The following is an 18,964-nucleotide window of genomic DNA, read 5'->3' on the forward strand; positions in this document are numbered from 1 at the left end:
TCCCGCTCAGAACGCAACCGCGGAATCCTCAGGCTTGATGTCCAAAAACCAGGTGAACAGGCCGTCCTTAATCTGGAGGATGACGGCGCTCTTGATGGGATCTCCGGAACCTTCCCTGAACTTCATCGTCCCCGTGACACCTTCGTAGTGCGTCATTTTTGCCACGGCATTGCGGAGTTTTTTCCGGTCCACTGTTCCGGCAGTCTTCAACCCCTCCCAAAGCAACCCAAGGGCATCGTAGGTCAAAGCGGCCACATCATCGGGAATCTGGTTGTACCGTGCTTGGTAATTGTTGATAAACTGTTTTGCTGCAGCGGTCGAAGCATCCAACGCATAGTGGCCGCTGAAATAACAGGATTCGCAGTCATAGCCGCATTTCTCCAGCAGCTCATAATTTCCCCAGGAGTCACTGCCGAGAAAGGAGGCCGTCAGGCCAATTTTTTTTGCAAGATGGATTTGAAGAGGTATTTCCCAATAATAGTTGGGGAGGAAAACGATCTCTGGACGAGCCGCCTTGATTCTTTTCAACTGATCCGCAAGGGCCGTATCGCCGATTTTGTAAGTTTCAAAGGCCACCACCTTCCCCCCGCTCTTTTCAAAGGCATCCCGAAAGAAATGGGCAATGACCGATTTGCCGCTTTCGTAAAGCACAGCCCCTTTTTTCAGCCGCAGTGTTTCAAGAGTAAATTCCGCAAGGACACGGCCTTGAAACAAATCGTTGTAGCAGGCCCGAAAGACGAATTTCTTCGGTTTTCCCGACGTCTCGTCAAGCGTGGACCAGGGAGATGTGGACCAGGGTGAAATCAGCAACGTTTCATTCTTCTCGGCAACGGCTCCCGCCCGCATCACATAGCGGCTGGCGTTCGGTCCGACGATGGCCACCACATAGTGCTTGCGGATCAGGTTAACGGCGGCCTGTTCAGACAGATCCTCTCTGCCGCCGTTATCCTCCAGAATCAGTTCTACGGGATGCCTCTTTTTATTGATCAAGAGACCCCCGCCTTCATTGATTTCATCAGCCGCCATCTGGGCGGCCTTGCGGCAGGATGCCCCGACTGCCGACATATCACCGGTGAGCTCCGCTATGACGCCGATTCGAACGGGTTCCCCACGATCGGAGCAGCCTGTAACGGACAAACCCAGGATGGTCAGCAGAAGAAGAGCGGAAAATAAAATGCTTGTCCTCATCATGGCCGACCTCGGTAGCGGAGCGCCAGGATCGTAATATCGTCCGATTGCGGCTCCTGGCCGACAAAATGCCTGACGGATGTCAGGACGGAAGAGATCAACTCCTCCAGTGTCGAACTCTGGCAGGAACTTACCGTTTCGAGGAGCGCCGCATCGGAAAACAATTGTTTTTCTTCGTTCATGGCTTCGGTAATGCCGTCCGTATAAAGGAGCAGCGTCTCTCCAGGCTTCAGGGTCATGAGGCTCGTGTCATAGGAGGCATCCTCCATGATTCCGAGAATTAACCCCGGCGGAACTTCCAGCCAGCGCGGTGCGCCCTCCGCAGGCACCAGCACGGGGGGGTTATGGCCTGCGTTGGTAAAGCGCAGATCCCCCGTCCTGAAGTTCAGGATCCCGCAGAACAGGGTGACAAACATGCACGATTCATTGTCTATGCAAAGCTCGGCATTGACGGCGTTGAGGATTTCCGACGGCTGGATTCCCTGGCTTGAGCCGATGCCCTTGATCAGGGTTTTGGTAACGGCCATGAACAGGGCCGCGGGGACGCCTTTCCCGGAAACATCGCCGATGGAAAAGAACAGGTGTTCGTTATCGATCAGGAAAAAATCGTAGAGATCCCCTCCCACCTCCCTGGCCGGTTCCAGAGCCGCAAATATTTCGAATTCCTGCTTTTCCGGGAAGGGGGGGAACTTCTTAGGCAGGAAGCTCATCTGGATGGTGTGGGCAATCTTCAGCTCGCTTTCAATCCGTTCCTTGGCTGCGGTTGTTTCAGCCAGGTCGCTGATATAATCTTTCAAAGCGGTCTGCATGTCGCGGAACGACCGGGTCAGTTCCCCCACTTCATCCTGCGAAGCCGTGGGCGGTATATCGAGGTCGAGGTTTCCCCTGGAAATTTCCTTTGTCGTTTCCGCAAGGACCCGCAGGGGGCGGGTCACCTTTCCGGAAATGAAGATGATGGCGAAAAAGAGAACCGACAAACCGGCGGCGCCGATGGCGAGCTTCACCCGGTTCAACCTTTGGATCTCGGCAAAAAGGATCTCGTCCGGAAAGACGATGCCCATGGACCAGCCCAGGGAGGGCAGCGGCGCGTAATATATCCAGATCTTCTGGCTGGCATAATTGCGCGTGATCGAGACGAATCCTTCTCCTCCGCGGGTCATGTGGCGGCCGATCCGCCGCAGCTCTGGATTATCGAGGGCTTCGGCAATGCTGAAGACGCTTTCCCGCAGAATATAGTGCTTGTTCGGATGGATCACAAAAACGCCGTTTCGAGATACGAGGAACGCGTAACCCGTCTGTTCCGGGATGAGTTTCGCGACGATATCCAGAAGCCAATCCAGGGAAATATCCGCGGTGACGACGCCCGTAAAGGTTCTCCTGTTGTCGACGTACCGGTAGAAGGGAACGGAGTAGGTGGCCATGGGGATGTTCCCACCCCCCTCGTCAAAGTACGGTTCGCTCCAGACGGCGCGCCCCAGCTCCCTGGGGATCTGATACCAGTCGAGATGAAAATAGTCGTACTGCGAACTTCCCAGGGCGATCCTTTTGAGCGTGTTGCGTTCGCGGAAGATGTAGGGGGCGTAATAGAGCGTTTTCCCATCAAAGGCATAAGGTTCAAAGGCGACAGCGGAACCGAATATTTCCGGATTGGTCGAAAGAAAATTTTCCATCTCCCGCTGCAGGGGCAAATCCTCCAGATTCTGGGTGGCCAGCGAACGGGCGACATAGGTGGGGACTTTCTCGATTCCGTTGAGGGTTGTCTCAATCTTGTTGACGGCGGCCAGCGTCAGGTTTGCCGCATTGACCTGGGTATCCCTGAGAAGCTGGTCCCGTGAGTAAAGGTAGGTGTAGCCGAAGGCTGCAAGGAAAATGAAGGCTGTGCAGGACAGGATGACGCGGGTCAGTTTAAAGGCGAGGCCGTGTTTAATCATGGTAGCCGTCACGCAGGCAGTCGACGTAAAAACGGTCGAAGGGCTGGATCTGTCGAATAAGGCCTGCCTTGAGAAGCTCTTCCGCGACCGTCTGATAGCCCCCGGACTCCAGGACGCCCATGGGGACCCTTGAACCTTCCGGCAGGATCAGGTCCTTCATCCGGTCAAGCATCCACTGCTGATGGGTCCGGTTGGTTCCCGTATGAGCTTCGGCTGCGTATCTCATCACGATGTCAAGCGCCTCCTTGCGGTGCTCAAAGGCGTAGTTCCAGCCCTCCACCGACGCCCTGACGAAGCTGCAGTACAGGGCCGGGTCCCGACGAAAGGTTTCCTCGAGAACATAGATCCCGTCCTCGGGAAAATTCAGGCCGTACTGGTGAAAGAAAAAAAGGGTCAGCTCGTTTTCATCCCACCCCGCATTGAGAATGGCGTGGTATTCGTTGTACCACATGGCCGAAGCGGCATCCACACCGCCCCGAAGAAAGAGGTTCACCGTCGTCCCCTGAACCACGGGGCGGACGGTAATCTTGTATCGGCGGAAAAAAGACTGCGGCTGAACGCTGAAACTCTGCCAGAGGCTGACCTTCCTGGAATTCAAGTCTTCCGGCCTGGAAATTCCGCTGCCTTTTTTGGCCACAAGCATGTAGCCGGAGCGTTGAACGATCTGGCCGATATTGATGAGTTGAACGTTCCGGTCCCGCTGCTGGATGGCGTCGGAAAGAAAGAGCGTCGTCACGTCCGCTTGTTTCCGGGAGAGCATGACATCGGAGGGAAATCCCGGCCCGCCCCGGAGAATTTTGAGATCGATGCCGTGCTTTTTATAAAAGCCCTTTTCATAGGCCACGTAATATCCGGCGAATTGGGCCTGGGGCAGCCACTGAGGGAGAAAGGTCACAGTCTTCAGTTCTCCTGCAGCCGCCAGAGCGGAGGACCCGAAAAGCAGCGCGCCGAGAAGACAGCCGACCGGCAGGATGTATGAAAGGAGTCTGCGGAGCATGGAGCATTTCCTCGGGGAAGAACGGAAGTGTTTTTTTGCGTTCATGGGCGGACCGTTCTGAGAGGACTTCACCATGTCTCATCGGATTCCTGGTCCGAAGAATCTTCCAGGTACTGGTCCTCGTCCTCTGAGCTGTCCCCGCGGGGACCGGGGTATTCGTGCCCTCCGGCCCCACCGCAGGCGTCGAGGCCGACGAGCGCCGGATCGAAGTCGACGAAGCTCTCCAGATCTACCCGGTATAAATCCTTCAGGGATTGCCATGCCGCAGAGGTTTTGTATTCTTCAAAAGCCGTCAGTTCATGGATATGTGCGGCGGACTGTCTCACAAAGGGGGTGAAGAGCTTCGGGAAGTAGATCCTGGGATCGAAGTCGGCAATAATGGCGTTGACGTCATCGGCGACGATGGCGGCACTGGGATATTTTCCTTTTGAAATCAGCTCGTCGAAGACTTCCAGTTTGCGTAAAAGGGCCGTCAGATGATAAGAGCCTTCCGCATGATCCGCCTTTTCTCCTCTGGAAGAGTCGGGGATGGAAGCCGGCCTGCCTTCCTCCTGTCCCGTCTTTCCTTCGCCCGGCTTTTCCTCTCTTGGTGCGGACGGTTCATTTCCTTCCGGTGGATATTCCTCGTGTGCCTCTTCGGTTGCCGGTTCAGGTGCCCGGTAGACAAGGCGCTCAAAAGCCTTCAGCCAGTCGCTGATCTTCCCCAGGCCCTCGAGGACGGGAGCGGCCGCGTCTTCCAGGGTCGCCCCCAGGACGCGGCTCAGCTTTTCGCCCGCCTCCAGGGACTCCCGGACCGAATCGCTGGAAACGGACGAAACCCAGTCTTCGTAAAGGCGGCTCTTCCTACCCTCTTCGTACTGAAGCGTTTTGAGAATCTGTCGGACCAGCCAGTTCAGGATGGTCTGGATATGCCTGGCCCGGTTTCTCGTCGGGCCGAGGGCCTCCAGGTTTTCGCCCAGGAGGTCTGCCAGGCTCCGATAGATGTCGGTCAGGGCCGGGATGCCCTCTTCCATGAAGTGGCCGTAGAGAACATAGCCGATCATGCGTATGTCGTAGATGTGGTCCTCCAGGATCGCCTCCGCCCCCGCCGCCGCCTCCAGATAGCTGCCCTCCTGCACCAGGGTGGCGATGTCCGTAAACCTCGGATCGGTGATGTCCAGGCCGGGTTTCTCTCCGACTTCCAGTGTCCCTTGTATCAGTTCAATCTTCATGGGGTCTCCCGTAGATGAAAAAATTGGCTAAAGCAACTCTTTTCTGATCCTTTCCAGGGTGCTGCGGTGCCGCGCACGGGCAATTTCCAGGGCCGTTTCCGGATCCGTGGCCAGGCAGGCCAGACAGATCTCAAAGCCTTCCACGGTCTTCAGGTTGGCGGGCAGGACAGGACGCCGGCAGGCCTGGCAGACCAGGCCGACGGCCTGGTCTGCCGCACCGGCAGGGACCTCTTCTGCTTCAGCGCGATGTGCGGCATACTCCGTGGGAAATGGCTTAGGCTTCCGGGCGATGATCTCCTGAAGGCAGTGGTAGCAGTCGGGACAGTAGGGATGGCCGTCGAACTGCTTGCTGCCGATGAAGGGGATTTGCCTGCCGCAGCCATAACACTGAACGGGGGTGCTGAAGTCCACGCGGACCTGCATCACCGGCGGCTTCTCCGTCTCGGCCATTTCCTGTTCCCTTTCCCCTGTTTCTGTCGCGGGGGGGATCTCCGGTTTTTTGATCAGGTTTTCATAACACTGGCGGCAGAGGATCATCCCGAGGAGTTCGCGGGCGGCTCCTTCTTCAAGCTCCTTTTCGCAAATCAGGCATTGCTGCGGTTTTTCCGCTGCCCCCGCCTCGGGCGCAGCGTCCGGGGTTTTTTTCTCCTCCTCGGCCCTGGCGAACAGGGCTTGAAAACACTCCAAACAGAAAGGCCATGAGGCGACCTTTTTGTACTCTTTTCCGGAAAGGTCGATGCCGCATTTTTTGCATTCCATAGCACTCCCCCCTGATGTTTCCCGCGGCGATGGGCGCCGGGATTATTCTGAATTTCCGAATGACTGCCCGATATGCCCCCTGAAGATACGAACCCGCCGGTAGGTATCCTCGTCACTTTGAATCCGGTCATAACCCAGGTAGGTTTTCTCGTGAAGGCGCACCCACCTTTTCTGGGATTTTAAAACAAGGAGAATTTCCAGGTCGATCCCAGCCGGTCGCAGGACTGGAAAGACCAGGTTGGTGAGCCGGTTTTTTATCTCCTTCGGCCAGGGCACCCGGGTATCGGTCATCTCCTCGTCGCTGTAGAAGGTGATTCTCCGGCCGTTAATGGGGACACGGGTTCTGCTGCCAAAGACCGCATCAAAGCCGAGCGCGGTTTCCCCCAGGCGGATCGGCCGCGTCTGCACGTCACTGCTTAACACGGCATTTTCAACCTGGACGCCGATCTCGGGAAAGACCTTCGAGAAGAGCCAGTGCAGTGTGCCGATGGATCTGATATTAAGAATCTGGAGATAGCGCCTTTTGGTCAACTCCCAGTCCGGGAAGAAAAAGGCGTTGATTTCGGGATAGATGTTCAGGAGATAATTCCGGATCAGGCAGTGATCAAAATATCGAATAAAATCCACAAGCGAGGCCCGACCGGATTCTTCCTGGTCCATTTTTTTTCTGAAGTAGGAGGGCAGCGGGGACTGGGCGCTCAGAAGGCCCATGTTCATCGTAATGACCGCCTCTCGAACCGGTTCGGAGTAGAACTGAATGCCCTGGATCAGGCCGGGCTGTGAACAGGTGCTGTTGGAACTCCGGAACCGGATGTCTTCCGGGGCGTAATCCATGGTCTTCAGGAGATGCAGAAGCGAGACGATATCGAACTCATGGATTGCTCCGGATATTTTTTCCCTCAGGCCCGTCATGGATCACGATCCTCCGATACGGTATGTCCCGCTCTTTTCTTCCTGCACCGGGCGCGCACGGCGGCGAAGATCTTATCTCCCCTTCCCGTTGGGGCGGTCGATTTCATAAGCGTCCAGAAGATCCTCGAGCCGGTTCAGGGCCTCGTGAAGAGCGGCAATGTCTTCCGCTCGGGGCTCCGTTTTTGAGCCCTTCGGAAACACGCGGCACAGGTGAAGATGCAGCTCTTCAAGCATCCGATTGACCACGACGGCCTCATCCCCGGAGAAGCGTCCGGAAACGAGCGTTTTCAGGTGTTCAAAAAGCTCCAGGGGAGACGGTCCTTCCCCCTTGGCGGTGGCGGATCGGCCTGCGGGCTTCGGGGCCTTCTGCCAGCGTTGGCTCAACCGTTCCGGGGAAAATAGTTCATCGATCTTGTTGGGCATGACCTTCCTCTGCTTCCTTAAAAGCGCCCGGGGCGGCCAGGCGGGTTACGGCTGGTCGATATTCGCCAGGATCAAGAAAAAGAGATAGGCGAACACAATGACGCCCACCGCTATCAGGTAGTACCAGTAGGGCGAATAAAACCGCTTCAGCTTCACATTCTCGCCGCCTGCGGCAGGCGGCGGAGGGATCTCATCCTGCTTGAGCTTCGCCTGAAGCTTTTTGAGATATTCCGTTATCTTCACGGGATTGTTTTCGTACCGCCCGCGGAATCCGTAACGGATGCAGAAGAAATAGACCTCATAAACAAAGGTGTTGGTCTGCGGCTTCGACAGGATGTCATCCAGGATTTCGTAAAAGACTTCACCGGCATCTTCGAGGTCGAAGAGCTCCTTCTGGAGAAGCGGCCAGCTGGTGTTGAGACTGTGGAGAACATTCGTCTGGATCAGCTCGTCAATTTGAGCCACCACGGCGAACAGGACCATGTAGGTTTCCCTTCCGGAATAGTGTTCGGCAAGCGTCGCCTGAAGAAAGTCCAGCTGATTCCTGAGTTCCGCGCGGATGCGCACCATGTCGTCGATGCTCAATGCCCCCGGTGCCGCCTCCGGCTTTCTCTCCATCTCTTCGCGGTTTTCTTCCCCGGCGGCGGAAAGCTGCTCTTCCGGAACGTACAGGCTTCTCCCGCAGAGCTTTTCCATGCGGGTATAGAGTTCATGTATGGCTTCCCATGACTTATTCTTCATTTTTCTTCCTTATCTGAGGCATGCCGGTTTCAGCGTCCCCGATCTCCTTTCGGACTTCGACGGTGGCGCCGGAAATCCACGCGTTAAGGATATGTTCCACCTGCGTCAGGAAAATCTCCATCAGGGGTTCCCTGCTGGGATCGTACTCTCTGAAGCGCAGGATATATCTATGTTTCAAAAGCCCTGAAAAGCGGGTTTCCGGCAGCGGGGATTTTTCAACCCGGACATCGGCCAGCAGGTCGCAAAGGGCCTGGAACTGTTTCTGCCTCGTAATGCCCATCACCTGCAGGATGTCGATCAGGTCATCACGGCTCAATGTTTCCCGGTTGGTCAGGGTGAGAAAATGGAGAAATCCCTCGATGCTGTCCTGGAAGAGGTTTTCGGCATGGGGGACCGGGTTGACGAGGAGATCCCACTTCAGCCCCGTCGTTCTGCGGCTGTAGGGGGTGGCCGTCAGCCTTTCCGCGATTCTGGCACTGAACCAGGGCTGGAACCAGAGGGCGTCGGTCACGATGGTTCTCGGCTTTTCGAAGGCCTTGGGGAAGTGGAGGTGGAGGTAATGGCGCCTCCGTCCCTGGGGGTCCATCGATTCCTCGGTCTCGTAAGACGGGGCCGATCCGGAAAGAATGCCCGGCTTGACAAAGGCCATGCCCTCTCTGGTGACCTCATGGACACCCGTTACGGAATGGATTTCGAATCCGTAATCCTTCTCCGGGTGGCGAATCGCATAGCGTTCCTGAGTCCCGTCGCAGATGACCGGCTGGGCCGTGCCCTGACGGAGGTTCATGGCGGGGATGGCAAAGAGCTGGAACACATCCCGGTTCAAGACAAGATTCCGCGGCCATCCGGGGTCAAGGTCGAGCAGGAGGGTAAAATCGCTCCAGCTTCCCGGAGACCGGGGGACCTGAACATTCAGGAAGGTTTCCTGCCAGGGGAAGTGGAAGAAAATCCTTTCCCTGTGCAGGGGATGGGCATGATCATCAGCCGCCCGCGGCATTCCAAAGGATACGCCGCAGGGGGCTCCGGAGGATGTTTCGGTGGCTTTTTCGTTGAAGAGGACGGACACCCTCCTGAGGTGGCGTTTGAGGGAAAAAAGAACCATCTGGGAGGATTCATAATTGTTGAGGTGGTTGATGAAAAAGCTCATCTGTCCGATGTCTTCACTGCGGGCAAAGAAGGCGCCGAAGCGAAGGGCGATCCGGAATCCCTTGTCCCGCAGCAGCATGGAGAATCTGGCAAGCTCTATCGGCAGGATGCGAAGGTCTCCCAGGGTTTGAAAGACCGCTCCCCCACCGGATTCCGGAGAAAGAATCCATTCCGATCCCCTGGGGAAGATCACGGGCTCTACAAACTGCCGGCTTGGGAGAGCCTGAAGGATGGCCATAGAGGGGATGGGAGCCAGCAGGTGAGGGAAAAACTGCTGGAAGATCCTTCGGCTGACCGCGCTGATGCTGCGCGAACCGGCCAGCCGGGTGCGCGCCGAAAAAAGGGCCATCGCCTCGATCAATCGCCTCACGTCCGGGTCCTCACGGTCCAGAGGAACGCCGGGGTGCAGGGATGCGTAGGCGATGCGGAAATTTTCCAGGGCGTTCATCTCTTCCAGGAAGATTTTATACAGGCCTTCGTCGATTCTCATGCTCGCTATCTTTTCCGGTTTTCAACCTATATTGACATTGAAGCCTTTGAGGTTTCCGATTTTCGATTTCAGATCCAGCGTCGCCGACGCGTCAACGGTAATCATGGCCCCCTTCATTTCCGCGCTGGTTGTGCCGGAGAGCTTCAGGCTCATCCCGCCGATCTTCGTTTCCGAGGAACTCTCCATGGCGGAATTCATGGCCTTGTACGTCGCGTCGCTGACGGCGGAGGCATTCAGATTGCCCTTGCTTTTGATCGTGAAATCCTCACCGCTTTCATGGGTGGTCTCCTTTTTGGAGACGCAGGTGATGGTTTCCGCATGGAGCGTAAAGGCCTTGCAGTCAATGTGAATCCCATCCTCCTGCTGGGTGATCGTGCTGGTTTCATTCGCCCCCTTGACGGTCGCCGTAATCTTCGTTCCATCCATGACCACCGTCTGGGTGATCTTTCCCTCGCCGTTCTCCACCGTCAGGACGATCCCCTTCTTCTTGTCGAGCTCTACCCGGCAAACCAGGTTTCCCATAATCGCAATCCTATTTTTCTTCTGAACTCTCCTCTTTGGTCTGGAGAATAATGGTTCCTTCCTGCAGCTGGATGATTTCCGTATCATTGCTGGAAGAACGCTTCACGTTGAGCTGGGGTTTGTTGTCCACATACTCATGGCGAATGGAGGTCTGGCTGTCCTCGCTTTTCCCGAACAGAATCTGATTTCCCTGCGTGTCCAGGGGCAGCTGGCCGCCCGGACGCCAGTCCAGAAATCGGACAATCCGTGCGCCGTGAAAATCGAGCTCCACAAGCACCCGCTCGTCCTTGTAGGCCGGAAAATAAAAGTGCCCTGGTGCAAAGAGAGGCTCAAAGGGGCAGACAACCTGCAGGTCGTCAAAAATCGGAATTTTAACCCTGTAATGGTTCTTCTCCGCCTCCAGCTTATCGCCGACGAAGGGGATTTTTTCCGCCTGCTGCTCGAGCATCTCCTCCGTTTCCTCGCCGACAAAGGGGATATCGATATCGTACTCCGGATATTGATAGAGCTGATAGGTTTCTTCCTTCTCCTGCCCCTCGTCGCTGACGATTTTTCCCTCCACCTGGATGGGGTAGGCCGGGGCCTTGAAGGGTGGCAGATTCAACGCCCGTTCCCCCTTGAGCTCCAACCGGGAAGTCATCTCCATTCTGTAGGTCGCAGACATCATATTGTGATCGGCATCGGGGGCATCATGGACGGCATGGGCCTCGAGGGAGATATCCCTTACCCGGTATTCCTTCCCCTTGAGAAAAATCCTTTTGCTCCAGAGGCCGCCTTCGAATTTGACAAAGGTGCCCGGCCGGTAGGTGAGGAGGGGAAAACGCCGATGGGTCAGCAACAGCTCATGCTGCCGGCTTTTCCGCTTTCTTGATTCAAGCCGGAACGCTTTTTCAAAATTCCCGGCGTTTGATTCCAGCACCAGAACGTCCCGCCTCAGGTCTTTCTCCGCCGTACTTCGGCTTGTTTCCATTTCCTGGGGATCTTCCGCCACGGCATTGAGAAACCGGTCATTGCAGCGGGAAGTCTCAGGAAAATCGATCCGATGGTCTGCGACTTCCAGTTCGCTCATGGCAGTCACTTTTCCATCCTGTTCCTTTGATCCGGACAGGGTGTACGAGTTTGTCCTGCCTTCATAAGTGAAGACGCCGTTGTAAGTCGCCGCGTACCAGATGATGAAGTCATAAAAGCTGGTTGGTTCATCGGGGAAGCCCGGCGAAAGCGTGCTGACGGCAAATTTTTCATTCAAGAATGACCAGTCATACGTCAGATTCACTCCGTCCGCCTTGTTGGCTTCGATGAGCTCCTTAACGTCTTCATCAACCATCAGATCACAGGGAAAATGCTGACGCCAGAGGACATGGGCAGGATCGGCAAAATCAATCTGGTAATGCCGATAAAGAACAGGATCGCCCTTCAGGTTTACATTCTCAATGGTGAGCTCCGTGAGAATCGCTTTGTCCGTTACAAATCCCTGCAGAGTCAGGGGTTCAATCTTCGTGTCCCTGGGCTTCAAATGCGGCTCGATATCCAGTTTGACCTCGATCAGATCCTGTTCCACAAACCTGGAGAAAAGGGGATCGTTTTCCTTCCCCCTGGCCGTTGCCGATGAAATCCAGAACTCCAGGCGTGCCGTGTAGCCGTAAGGGTGTATGGAAGCCGTCAGGAACTTGATCTGACCGCCCGGCACCTTGATCCTGTCCATGCCGATCGTCAGGGCCAGCGTCATTTTCAGGCTATCTTCGAACATTTCCCGCTCCGGGTTCATGAGTTCTTGATGTGAAAGTCATGGTGCACCGAGTTGAATTCCATGAACAGCTCCTTCTGAGTATCCTTGACCAGGCATTCGATTTTAAAGGAAATGCGGAAAGGATCGGGATGGTCCTCGACGGAGATCTTCACCACCTGCAGCCTCGGCTCGTACTGTTCGATGTTGTGTTGAACTTCCTCCATGATGACCGTGGCCAGCTGATCGCGGGAGCTGAACTGGTTCATGTCCCGTATGCCGAAATCGGAGAGGAAGCTGCCATAGCCCTTCTTGGTATTGAGGACGTTATTCAGATTTTCAAGAATATCCTGAATTTCGTCTTTTTTGCCGGTAACGGAGCGGTCTCCGAATTTACTGAATAGGGCCATCGGGATTGTCCAGCGACTGAAATTCCAGGAAACGGTTACTCGATACGCCAGAATATATAGAAGGCGGTATCCTTCAGTTCCGGCCGATTGTAAAAAGCCACGACCTTTTCATTCAATGCATTGTCCCATTCCTCTCCCTCCTTGAGCTGATAGAATTCCACCTCTGCTCCGAAGGAGTGCTGAAAGGAAGGGTGCTCCACTTTTTTAAAGGGAACGCCCTGGAGGGCCATCTTGTGTACGACGGGTAATCGTGAGAGACAGGCCAGTTTGACTTCGTCAAGGGAAAGCCTGCTGATGACCCGGTCTTTCTGCGCCAGGAGATACACATTCGTGGCCTGCCGGATCTCATCGGGCAGTTTGACCTTGTAGATGTTGTCGCTCAGTTCAAAGGGCAGGTAAGGCGGCAGGGCCCTCACCATCTGCATCTGCGTGTTGATCAGATCTAGAATCGTCTGCAGAAAGGCAAGCTGATCATGGTTGTAGGGGGACGTAATGTTTTCCGGTGTCGTATTCCTGTAGAAACAGACCTCGGTATACAGGGTTAACAGCTCTTCGCAGAGAAAGAAGGGGTGGAGATGGACCTGGGAACCCAGGTTGGCCAGCAGGCGCTGGGTCCGAAAAACGCTCTTCAGGCATTGCTTGACGCTGGAAAGACTGTCCCCGCTCAGGTAGGATACGGCATCCATGTAGAGATTGTATTGAAAAAGGGCCAGAGCCTCGGAGAGCGAGGCCATTTCGCTCCTCAAAAAAGGGGAGGTTCCCACCTGCAGCAACGGGGGAATATAGTCCCGCGAAATCTGCCAGACGCTCTCTACGCTTTTTCGAAATTCGGCCAGCTTCAATGTTTCAATGGCACCACGGTAATCCTGCTCCGAAGAGAGGGCCATCCTGTGCATGATCCTCGGGATCCTTTCGTCGACCTGGTCGCCCCAGCCTTCCGGGCTGCTTTCGGCGGTAGGCGTGTCGCCGAGAATGTGCAGATAAAGGGCTACATTCGCCGTCCCGGGAAGGTTCAAGTTGAACGGAGAGAGACCGGCATTGCCCGGAATGCTCAGCAGCAATCCCGAAGACAGGACGATGGTCATTTCCTGTACGGAAAAAATTCCTTCGCCTAAGAGCGTCTCATTCAGGATCAGCTTTCCGATCCCGTAGGCAGGCAGCCCCTGCATACGGAACCGTTGTACGGTGTTTGCCAGCAGCGAATCCTCCATAGCCGTCAGATGTTCCGGCAGGAGGGTCTGTCCCATTTTCCAGCTGACTCGTGCTAGTTTGTCATCCATCTCTTTGTGCCGCCTTGGTGATTCTAAGAATAGAAGTTTTCAGAACCGATCGGCTGCCCGCCACGGCGGGCAACGCCCCTCCCTCTTCCCCTTCCCGGATGGAGGGGGCGGAAGGAGAGATGACACGCCGATCCCCCTTCGTGAATGGCCCTTCTGCAAAGGGGGCCGCTTTTGACAATGGATCATTTGGCCACTTCAACGCCCCACTTTTTCGCGAACTTATCAGAAACGGAAACAGCCAGATGAATGGCCATGTCAAGATCCTGAGGCATGACCCCAAGAGAAAAAGAGAAGTTCTTGGGCGAGACGACTTCCATGGACTGGTCCATATCGATGCTCATAGCAAGTTCTCCACCCGATTTCAGGACAAGCCCTTTGAGCTTCGTGTCGTTGGTGTGGAAGCACTTGTAATATCTCTTCTCCTTGGGATCGTAGTCGTAGATGTTGAAATCAAAAAGGACCTCCGTATTGGCCAGGCTTTTGTGGGTCAAGGTCGCAATTTTTGTCTTATTGAAATTGGAAACCTGGCAGGAAAACTGAACCGGATCGGCATAACCGCCGGCCCAATAGATCGACGATACGATACCGAAAACCTTAACCAGGTTTGAAGCGTTCTCCGGGTTGCTCACATTCAGGTCGGAATCAAACTGATCGTTTCCGATCTTGCATGAAACAATATGCCCTACGAGAACCTGCTGATCCTTTTGAAAATTGAATCCCTGTGAAACGCTGCAGCTATAATTTGATTCAGCCATGATGTTTCCTCCTCTTGGAAGTTAAAGGTTATTTTCTAAAGCCGGGTGTCTAGCCGGAGCTCGGCATCCATCCCTTCAAACTGGATATGGGGAAGGATCGCTATCCTGCAGTCATACCATCCGATCATTCCCGGCCGTTCGGTCACCTCCACGGATGCCGCCTTGAAAGGATAGAAGCGCAGCGTCAGGTCATCGGGATCAACGACGGTCGTCACGTACTGGAAGATCCAGTTGCTCAGCGTGTTCTGGATATACTGGGCATCTGCATTGCTGCCGATGTTGTCCCTCATGATGGATTTGACGTAATGGGCGATTCGAGTAATGGAGAAGGTGTAGGAAAGATTGGTGACCAGTTGGGCATTCTCCGAGTCCTTCGGATCCTTGAACTTCCTGGCCCTTTTAAGCGACTGGCAGCTGAAGAAGCAGGCATCGGCGGTACCCTTCCGGTAGATCAGGGGAATAAATCCGCAGTTGGCGTACTCCAGTTCGCGATAATCCGGAATGGCCATCTCAATAGGGATCTTGATTTCTTCTTCGCCACGCAGATTGAAGGTGTGCACGGGAAGACCGGTTACGAGGCCGCCGCCCTTCGGACCGCGTATATACTGGCACCAGCCGGACTGGGCAAAAGAGCGCACCATGTTCTGGGCGAAGAGCATCGCGGCGCTGCCCCAGACGTAGTCCTCGTCATTGCTGCCCCGGATCTTCTCCTTGAAGGTGATCTCTCTGCAGGGATTGACTTCCGGATCATAGGGGAGACGGGTGATATACCTGGGCAGGGTCAACCCGAGATAGGCCGCCTGCTCGGAGTCGCGCAGTTTGTTCCAGGCTCCGTATTTCGGATGGTTCATGAGGCCCTCGAGGTCTTTGATGGCGGACAGTTCCTCAATGGAGTCGCAGCCGAAAAATTTCGGCGAAACCGATCCGATAAAGGGGGCATGACTGGCCGCGGCGATTTTTCCCATGGTCGTCAGCCAGAAGACGTCGTCAGGCGATTGGGTAAATTCATGGAGGCCGATGATGGCGCCGAAGGGTTTCCCTCCGTACTGATCGTATTCGCTCACATAGACCTTTTTGAACAGGGCGCTGCTGGTAATATCCACGGCATTGGCTTCGAAATCCTCGTAGAGTTCGTCCTTACCCACATCAAGAATATCAATCATGATGTCGGCCTTGAAATTGGTGTTCAAGACCAGATCGTTGAGCGAACGCCAGGCGGATTCCATCGACTTGAAATCGTCATGATGGATGATCTCGTTGACCTGATCGATCACAACCTGATCAATATGGGCGATCAGTTCCTGGATGCTCCCCTTGTCCAGACGTTTTGAGGATCTATCCACATTGAGCAGCAGAGCGGCCATCCCGGAAAGGAATCGGTCTTCGTCGCTGACATCTTCTTTTACGACCTGGAGATTTTCCTGAACCATCGGGACCGGTTCCTTGAGCTCGGTGCTCAGGCGCATGCTGGAAAGGAATCGTTTGAGATCCAGCTCTTCAATTTTTTCTTCCGTTTTTTCAACAGGTTTTGTTTTATCAGTCATTTGACTTCTCCTTGAAAGCGGTTGTTCTATTCTCTGGTTGGACAGGCAGTTCCCGGGAGAATCATTCGGGGTTCCCCTTATTTGTTACCTGAAGGAAGTTTCATGCTTTCGAAGCCTTTCAACTGCTCCAGCATTTTCGCCAGGGCCTCCTCGTTGCCCATTAATTCATTGAGCAATTTGCGAAACTCCTTCCGGTTGTCTACATTGGAGATGACTTCTTCCAGGAGACTCTTCACCTGGAGTATCCCTCGAAGCTTGGGCACATGCTTGGCCACTTCGTCAGGAGAAAAAGATCTCATGCTGGTGATGGGAACGTCGACATTCATATCGTCCGATGCTGCGGGGTCAATCTTGTTGGCTACGGCAAACTTCAGAGACATTCCCATGTCCTTCATGACCGCATCCGTGTTCGTGCCGTCAAGATTGCGCAGGCGCCTCTCCTCGAGATCCACCTGCCGGTCCTGGGAGCTTCCATGGGAAAAATCCCCTTCGACCAGAAGCCTCAGCGGCAGAGTCAAATCTTCGGGCTGCCCGTGGATTTCTGTCTTGTACCTCAAGGTAAGACGTGATTTTGGAATTTCATCCTGTATGGCCATGTTTCCTTTATCTCCTTTCGATGATTGGATTATTGTATGATTTCGTCTGCCGGTCCGGCAGATAATTCTGCTGAACGCTCTCGTTCAATGACGCATTTCCTCAGCCGGGTCAGGATGGCGAAAAGCTCCCTTTTCGATCTCCGGGAAAGTGTTCCGGACAGAAAGGCATTTCGGCACCAGGCATGGTCCACCTCGGCCGGGGATAGAAATCGTGGATACAGTGGAAGAAATTCCATGCGATCGGGCAGAAACTCTTCCCCCATCTCTTCGGCCAGGGTTGTCCGGATTTCCGACGTTACCCGGGCTTCATTCAACTGGGCATCGGCGCCGCGGAAAACAAGGAGCACCATGCGCTGTCCGTTTCCCCCGTCCATCCGGGGGACATCCGCGAGGGAGCAGAAGAAGCCGTAGCGGGCTTCCAGCTTCCTGAGCGTCGCCAGGATTTCGTCCACGGGGAATGTCCTCCCCTCACGGTGCCGGGTGGAAACGCCGGAAAAAATCCATTCCTGCCCGCTTCTGGCGATTCGATCAGCCGTGGCCTTCTGCTCTTCTTCCGGTGCGCCGGTTGCTGAGAGCGTGTAGATGCCGAAATCCTCTGCGGAAGCCTCCTCCGCGCCGGACAGAGCGCCGAGGCTCCAGGTGCTGCCGGGAACAGGCAGGACCGTCATATGTGCCGACCCTTTCCTCCGCACGGAAAAGAGGGAGCACCCTCCCACGGCGGCGCTCCACCTCAGATTAAAGGCAAAGGACCGTTCAAGCTTGAGGTTCCGGATGAAATGATACCACCGGTCCATGTCCTGGGATTCCGCCGGGTTGCGAAACCATGATTCCCAGCAATCCTCTGCGGTGATTCCCCGCTCCAGGAGGATGTCCCTTACCTTCGGGCACACCCCGAAGGCCTTGAGCGGATGCTGCCCGACAAGCTCCGGCCGGGCTTCAATGTCCTCCGGCGTAAGGTGAAGGTAGGTTGCTCCGCAGAGCAGACCGGCCAGAAGCAGGGCCGGGGTGGTTTCCATGGCGTGGAATCCCGGTGCCGCGTAGATCTGACCCGGACCGATCCCCAGGGAGATCATCGCATCTCGCAGGGCGCACAAATAGGCCGAATCGCTGGTTACGTCCGAAAGGGTGCCGGGGTCGCTTCCGCAGGGATCGAAATGGCGGAAAACGACCTGGCCGGACAGGTACGTAAAAGGCCGCTCTCGCCCGTTGGAGAAACCCGTTCCGCGATCGCCTTCCGGCAGCACACGCCTGTTCCATGCCGGAAGCAGCGCAGCCTGCCGATCTTCCATGGCAATGTGGTCGGGTTTGAGGGCGTCGAGCCTCCTTTGCAGAAAACCCATTCCCCGGGGAGGCAGGAAGGAAATGACGCATCCCGCCTTCAGGGCCGCCAGCAGATCAACGGTCATTTCCAGGCCCATGTTCCTGATGATGCAGAGGGTTTGTCCCGGCAGGACACCGAGGCGGGCCCAATGGCTTGACCTGGCGGCGGCAAGGGAATCCAACTCGCGGTAAGAAATGCCTTTGATTCCGGTGGCCGGTTCATACCAGCACAGGGCGGGTTGGGCACGATTGCGGTTGCGGAGAAGCATGTCATGATAAAAGTTGTACCCGTTGAAAAGGGAACTGGCTCCCTGCACCGCGACATGCGCATCAAAAGCCCCTTGGAGAGAGCGCCAGAACTCGCCTGGATTGCGGTAGCTGACCTCCAGCCATCCCGGGCTCCGGTATGGCTGCTGACTCTCCAGGCGCAGATCGTTCTCAAGAGAGGCGATGTCTAAATGCTGCGGCATGATCGCACCTTCACGTTATCGACAGACCGTTCACGGCAGGGATGCCGGAAAGCAGGTCCAACAGATTCCCCTGGACCTCTTCCACTTCGTTCTTCTTCACGTTGATCCGGTATTCCTTCTTCAACGGCCCCTCGAGGATCACTTTCCAGTTTTCGCCGGGATTGGTGAAAAGGACATAGACGCCGATATCCTCTTTGCCGGGCTTGATGACCTTTATCTGCTGCTTCTGTCCGGGCAGGATCATCTTGACGGCCAGGATGCTTTCATTGGGCTTCCTGGCAAAGGCCATATCGGAGATGGTCTCGTACTGGTCGATGAGGAATTCCATTTTATTCACCCTGCGAATGACGACATAGGCGAGCCGCTCCTCATTGGCGAGCGCATCGGCGGCAATGTCGAGCGTGATGTAGTCCACCTTTGCGCCGCTTTTCAAGCCCAGAAAAGCGCACCCCATGAGCGAAAGCAGAAAAAGGGCCGTTAACGCTCCGCTTAGAAACCGTGCAGGTAAGGCTGATTCCTTATAATGTGCCATGAGATACCCTGTTG

At 55.3% G+C, this 18,964-nt stretch carries 18 protein-coding genes; all 18 read right to left on the reverse strand.

The annotated features are described in order from the left end of the window. Positions 1 to 6: 6 nt before the first annotated feature. A complete protein-coding gene (locus AB3175_RS10550) occupies positions 7 to 1,191 on the reverse strand; it encodes an ABC transporter substrate-binding protein (protein ID WP_367360904.1) in 1,185 nt (394 codons plus the stop codon). Beyond that, the gene (locus AB3175_RS10555) at positions 1,188 to 3,119 is read right to left on the reverse strand and encodes a SpoIIE family protein phosphatase (RefSeq protein WP_367360905.1); all 1,932 of its coding nucleotides are present in this window, start codon (positions 3,117 to 3,119) and stop codon (positions 1,188 to 1,190) included. Before AB3175_RS10555 ends, AB3175_RS10550 begins: the two co-directional genes overlap by 4 nt. Then, positions 3,112 to 4,116 (reverse strand): ABC transporter substrate-binding protein, encoded by a 1,005-nt coding sequence (locus tag AB3175_RS10560; protein WP_367360906.1) that lies wholly within the window; start codon positions 4,114 to 4,116, stop codon positions 3,112 to 3,114. The genes AB3175_RS10555 and AB3175_RS10560 overlap by 8 nt, the downstream gene beginning before the upstream one ends. A gap of 68 nt (positions 4,117 to 4,184) precedes the next feature. Then, a complete protein-coding gene (locus AB3175_RS10565) occupies positions 4,185 to 5,327 on the reverse strand; it encodes a type VI secretion system protein IglI family protein (protein WP_367360907.1) in 1,143 nt (380 codons plus the stop codon). Positions 5,328 to 5,354: 27 nt separating this feature from the next. Further along, positions 5,355 to 6,086: a hypothetical protein gene (locus tag AB3175_RS10570; protein WP_367360908.1), complete on the reverse strand. Its 732-nt coding sequence runs from the start codon at positions 6,084 to 6,086 to the stop codon at positions 5,355 to 5,357. A 42-nt stretch (positions 6,087 to 6,128) separates the two neighbouring features. Beyond that, positions 6,129 to 6,998 (reverse strand): type VI secretion system baseplate subunit TssG, encoded by an 870-nt coding sequence (locus AB3175_RS10575; RefSeq protein WP_367360909.1) that lies wholly within the window; start codon positions 6,996 to 6,998, stop codon positions 6,129 to 6,131. 72 nt (positions 6,999 to 7,070) lie between these two features. Continuing rightward, positions 7,071 to 7,421, reverse strand: a complete 351-nt coding sequence (locus AB3175_RS10580) for a hypothetical protein (RefSeq protein WP_367360910.1) — start codon at positions 7,419 to 7,421, stop codon at positions 7,071 to 7,073. Positions 7,422 to 7,466: 45 nt separating this feature from the next. Then, on the reverse strand, positions 7,467 to 8,162 hold the full coding sequence (locus AB3175_RS10585) for a DotU family type IV/VI secretion system protein (RefSeq protein WP_367360911.1): 696 nt from the start codon (positions 8,160 to 8,162) through the stop codon (positions 7,467 to 7,469). Beyond that, entirely contained in the window at positions 8,152 to 9,798 is a 1,647-nt protein-coding gene (locus AB3175_RS10590) for a type VI secretion system baseplate subunit TssF (RefSeq protein WP_367360912.1), read from the reverse strand. The genes AB3175_RS10585 and AB3175_RS10590 overlap by 11 nt, the downstream gene beginning before the upstream one ends. Before the next feature lie 21 nt (positions 9,799 to 9,819). Next, the gene (locus tag AB3175_RS10595) at positions 9,820 to 10,320 is read right to left on the reverse strand and encodes a hypothetical protein (RefSeq protein ID WP_367360913.1); all 501 of its coding nucleotides are present in this window, start codon (positions 10,318 to 10,320) and stop codon (positions 9,820 to 9,822) included. Positions 10,321 to 10,330: 10 nt separating this feature from the next. Next, on the reverse strand, positions 10,331 to 12,067 hold the full coding sequence (locus tag AB3175_RS10600; RefSeq protein WP_367360914.1) for a hypothetical protein: 1,737 nt from the start codon (positions 12,065 to 12,067) through the stop codon (positions 10,331 to 10,333). A 14-nt stretch (positions 12,068 to 12,081) separates the two neighbouring features. Further along, on the reverse strand, positions 12,082 to 12,453 hold the full coding sequence (gene tssE, locus AB3175_RS10605) for a type VI secretion system baseplate subunit TssE (protein ID WP_367360915.1): 372 nt from the start codon (positions 12,451 to 12,453) through the stop codon (positions 12,082 to 12,084). 35 nt (positions 12,454 to 12,488) lie between these two features. Next, the gene (gene tssK, locus AB3175_RS10610; protein WP_367360916.1) at positions 12,489 to 13,733 is read right to left on the reverse strand and encodes a type VI secretion system baseplate subunit TssK; all 1,245 of its coding nucleotides are present in this window, start codon (positions 13,731 to 13,733) and stop codon (positions 12,489 to 12,491) included. A 182-nt stretch (positions 13,734 to 13,915) separates the two neighbouring features. Further along, on the reverse strand, positions 13,916 to 14,488 hold the full coding sequence (locus AB3175_RS10615) for a hypothetical protein (RefSeq protein ID WP_367360917.1): 573 nt from the start codon (positions 14,486 to 14,488) through the stop codon (positions 13,916 to 13,918). A 35-nt stretch (positions 14,489 to 14,523) separates the two neighbouring features. Beyond that, a complete protein-coding gene (tssC, locus tag AB3175_RS10620; RefSeq protein ID WP_367360918.1) occupies positions 14,524 to 16,032 on the reverse strand; it encodes a type VI secretion system contractile sheath large subunit in 1,509 nt (502 codons plus the stop codon). Between the two features lie 77 nt (positions 16,033 to 16,109). Next, positions 16,110 to 16,628, reverse strand: a complete 519-nt coding sequence (gene tssB / locus AB3175_RS10625; protein ID WP_367360919.1) for a type VI secretion system contractile sheath small subunit — start codon at positions 16,626 to 16,628, stop codon at positions 16,110 to 16,112. 29 nt (positions 16,629 to 16,657) lie between these two features. After that, entirely contained in the window at positions 16,658 to 18,418 is a 1,761-nt protein-coding gene (locus tag AB3175_RS10630; RefSeq protein ID WP_367360920.1) for a hypothetical protein, read from the reverse strand. Between the two features lie 10 nt (positions 18,419 to 18,428). Beyond that, the gene (locus AB3175_RS10635; protein ID WP_367360921.1) at positions 18,429 to 18,950 is read right to left on the reverse strand and encodes a hypothetical protein; all 522 of its coding nucleotides are present in this window, start codon (positions 18,948 to 18,950) and stop codon (positions 18,429 to 18,431) included. Positions 18,951 to 18,964 lie beyond the last annotated feature (14 nt).

The sequence above is a fragment of the Syntrophus sp. (in: bacteria) genome (assembly GCF_040768185.1).
Lineage (GTDB): Bacteria > Desulfobacterota > Syntrophia > Syntrophales > Syntrophaceae > Syntrophus > Syntrophus buswellii.

Coding starts and splice junctions, on each gene's coding strand:
- AB3175_RS10630 (WP_367360920.1), bottom strand. CDS start 18,418: ATGCCGCAGCATTTAGACATCGCCTCTCTTGAGAACGATCTGCGCCTG.
- tssC (WP_367360918.1), bottom strand. CDS start 16,032: ATGACTGATAAAACAAAACCTGTTGAAAAAACGGAAGAAAAAATTGAA.
- AB3175_RS10550 (WP_367360904.1), bottom strand. CDS start 1,191: ATGATGAGGACAAGCATTTTATTTTCCGCTCTTCTTCTGCTGACCATC.
- AB3175_RS10580 (WP_367360910.1), bottom strand. CDS start 7,421: ATGCCCAACAAGATCGATGAACTATTTTCCCCGGAACGGTTGAGCCAA.
- AB3175_RS10590 (WP_367360912.1), bottom strand. CDS start 9,798: ATGAGAATCGACGAAGGCCTGTATAAAATCTTCCTGGAAGAGATGAAC.
- AB3175_RS10560 (WP_367360906.1), bottom strand. CDS start 4,116: ATGCTCCGCAGACTCCTTTCATACATCCTGCCGGTCGGCTGTCTTCTC.
- AB3175_RS10575 (WP_367360909.1), bottom strand. CDS start 6,998: ATGACGGGCCTGAGGGAAAAAATATCCGGAGCAATCCATGAGTTCGAT.
- tssK (WP_367360916.1), bottom strand. CDS start 13,733: ATGGATGACAAACTAGCACGAGTCAGCTGGAAAATGGGACAGACCCTC.
- tssE (WP_367360915.1), bottom strand. CDS start 12,453: ATGGCCCTATTCAGTAAATTCGGAGACCGCTCCGTTACCGGCAAAAAA.
- AB3175_RS10555 (WP_367360905.1), bottom strand. CDS start 3,119: ATGATTAAACACGGCCTCGCCTTTAAACTGACCCGCGTCATCCTGTCC.
- AB3175_RS10600 (WP_367360914.1), bottom strand. CDS start 12,067: ATGTTCGAAGATAGCCTGAAAATGACGCTGGCCCTGACGATCGGCATG.
- tssB (WP_367360919.1), bottom strand. CDS start 16,628: ATGGCCATACAGGATGAAATTCCAAAATCACGTCTTACCTTGAGGTAC.
- AB3175_RS10570 (WP_367360908.1), bottom strand. CDS start 6,086: ATGGAATGCAAAAAATGCGGCATCGACCTTTCCGGAAAAGAGTACAAA.
- AB3175_RS10585 (WP_367360911.1), bottom strand. CDS start 8,162: ATGAAGAATAAGTCATGGGAAGCCATACATGAACTCTATACCCGCATG.
- AB3175_RS10635 (WP_367360921.1), bottom strand. CDS start 18,950: ATGGCACATTATAAGGAATCAGCCTTACCTGCACGGTTTCTAAGCGGA.
- AB3175_RS10615 (WP_367360917.1), bottom strand. CDS start 14,488: ATGGCTGAATCAAATTATAGCTGCAGCGTTTCACAGGGATTCAATTTT.
- AB3175_RS10565 (WP_367360907.1), bottom strand. CDS start 5,327: ATGAAGATTGAACTGATACAAGGGACACTGGAAGTCGGAGAGAAACCC.
- AB3175_RS10595 (WP_367360913.1), bottom strand. CDS start 10,320: ATGGGAAACCTGGTTTGCCGGGTAGAGCTCGACAAGAAGAAGGGGATC.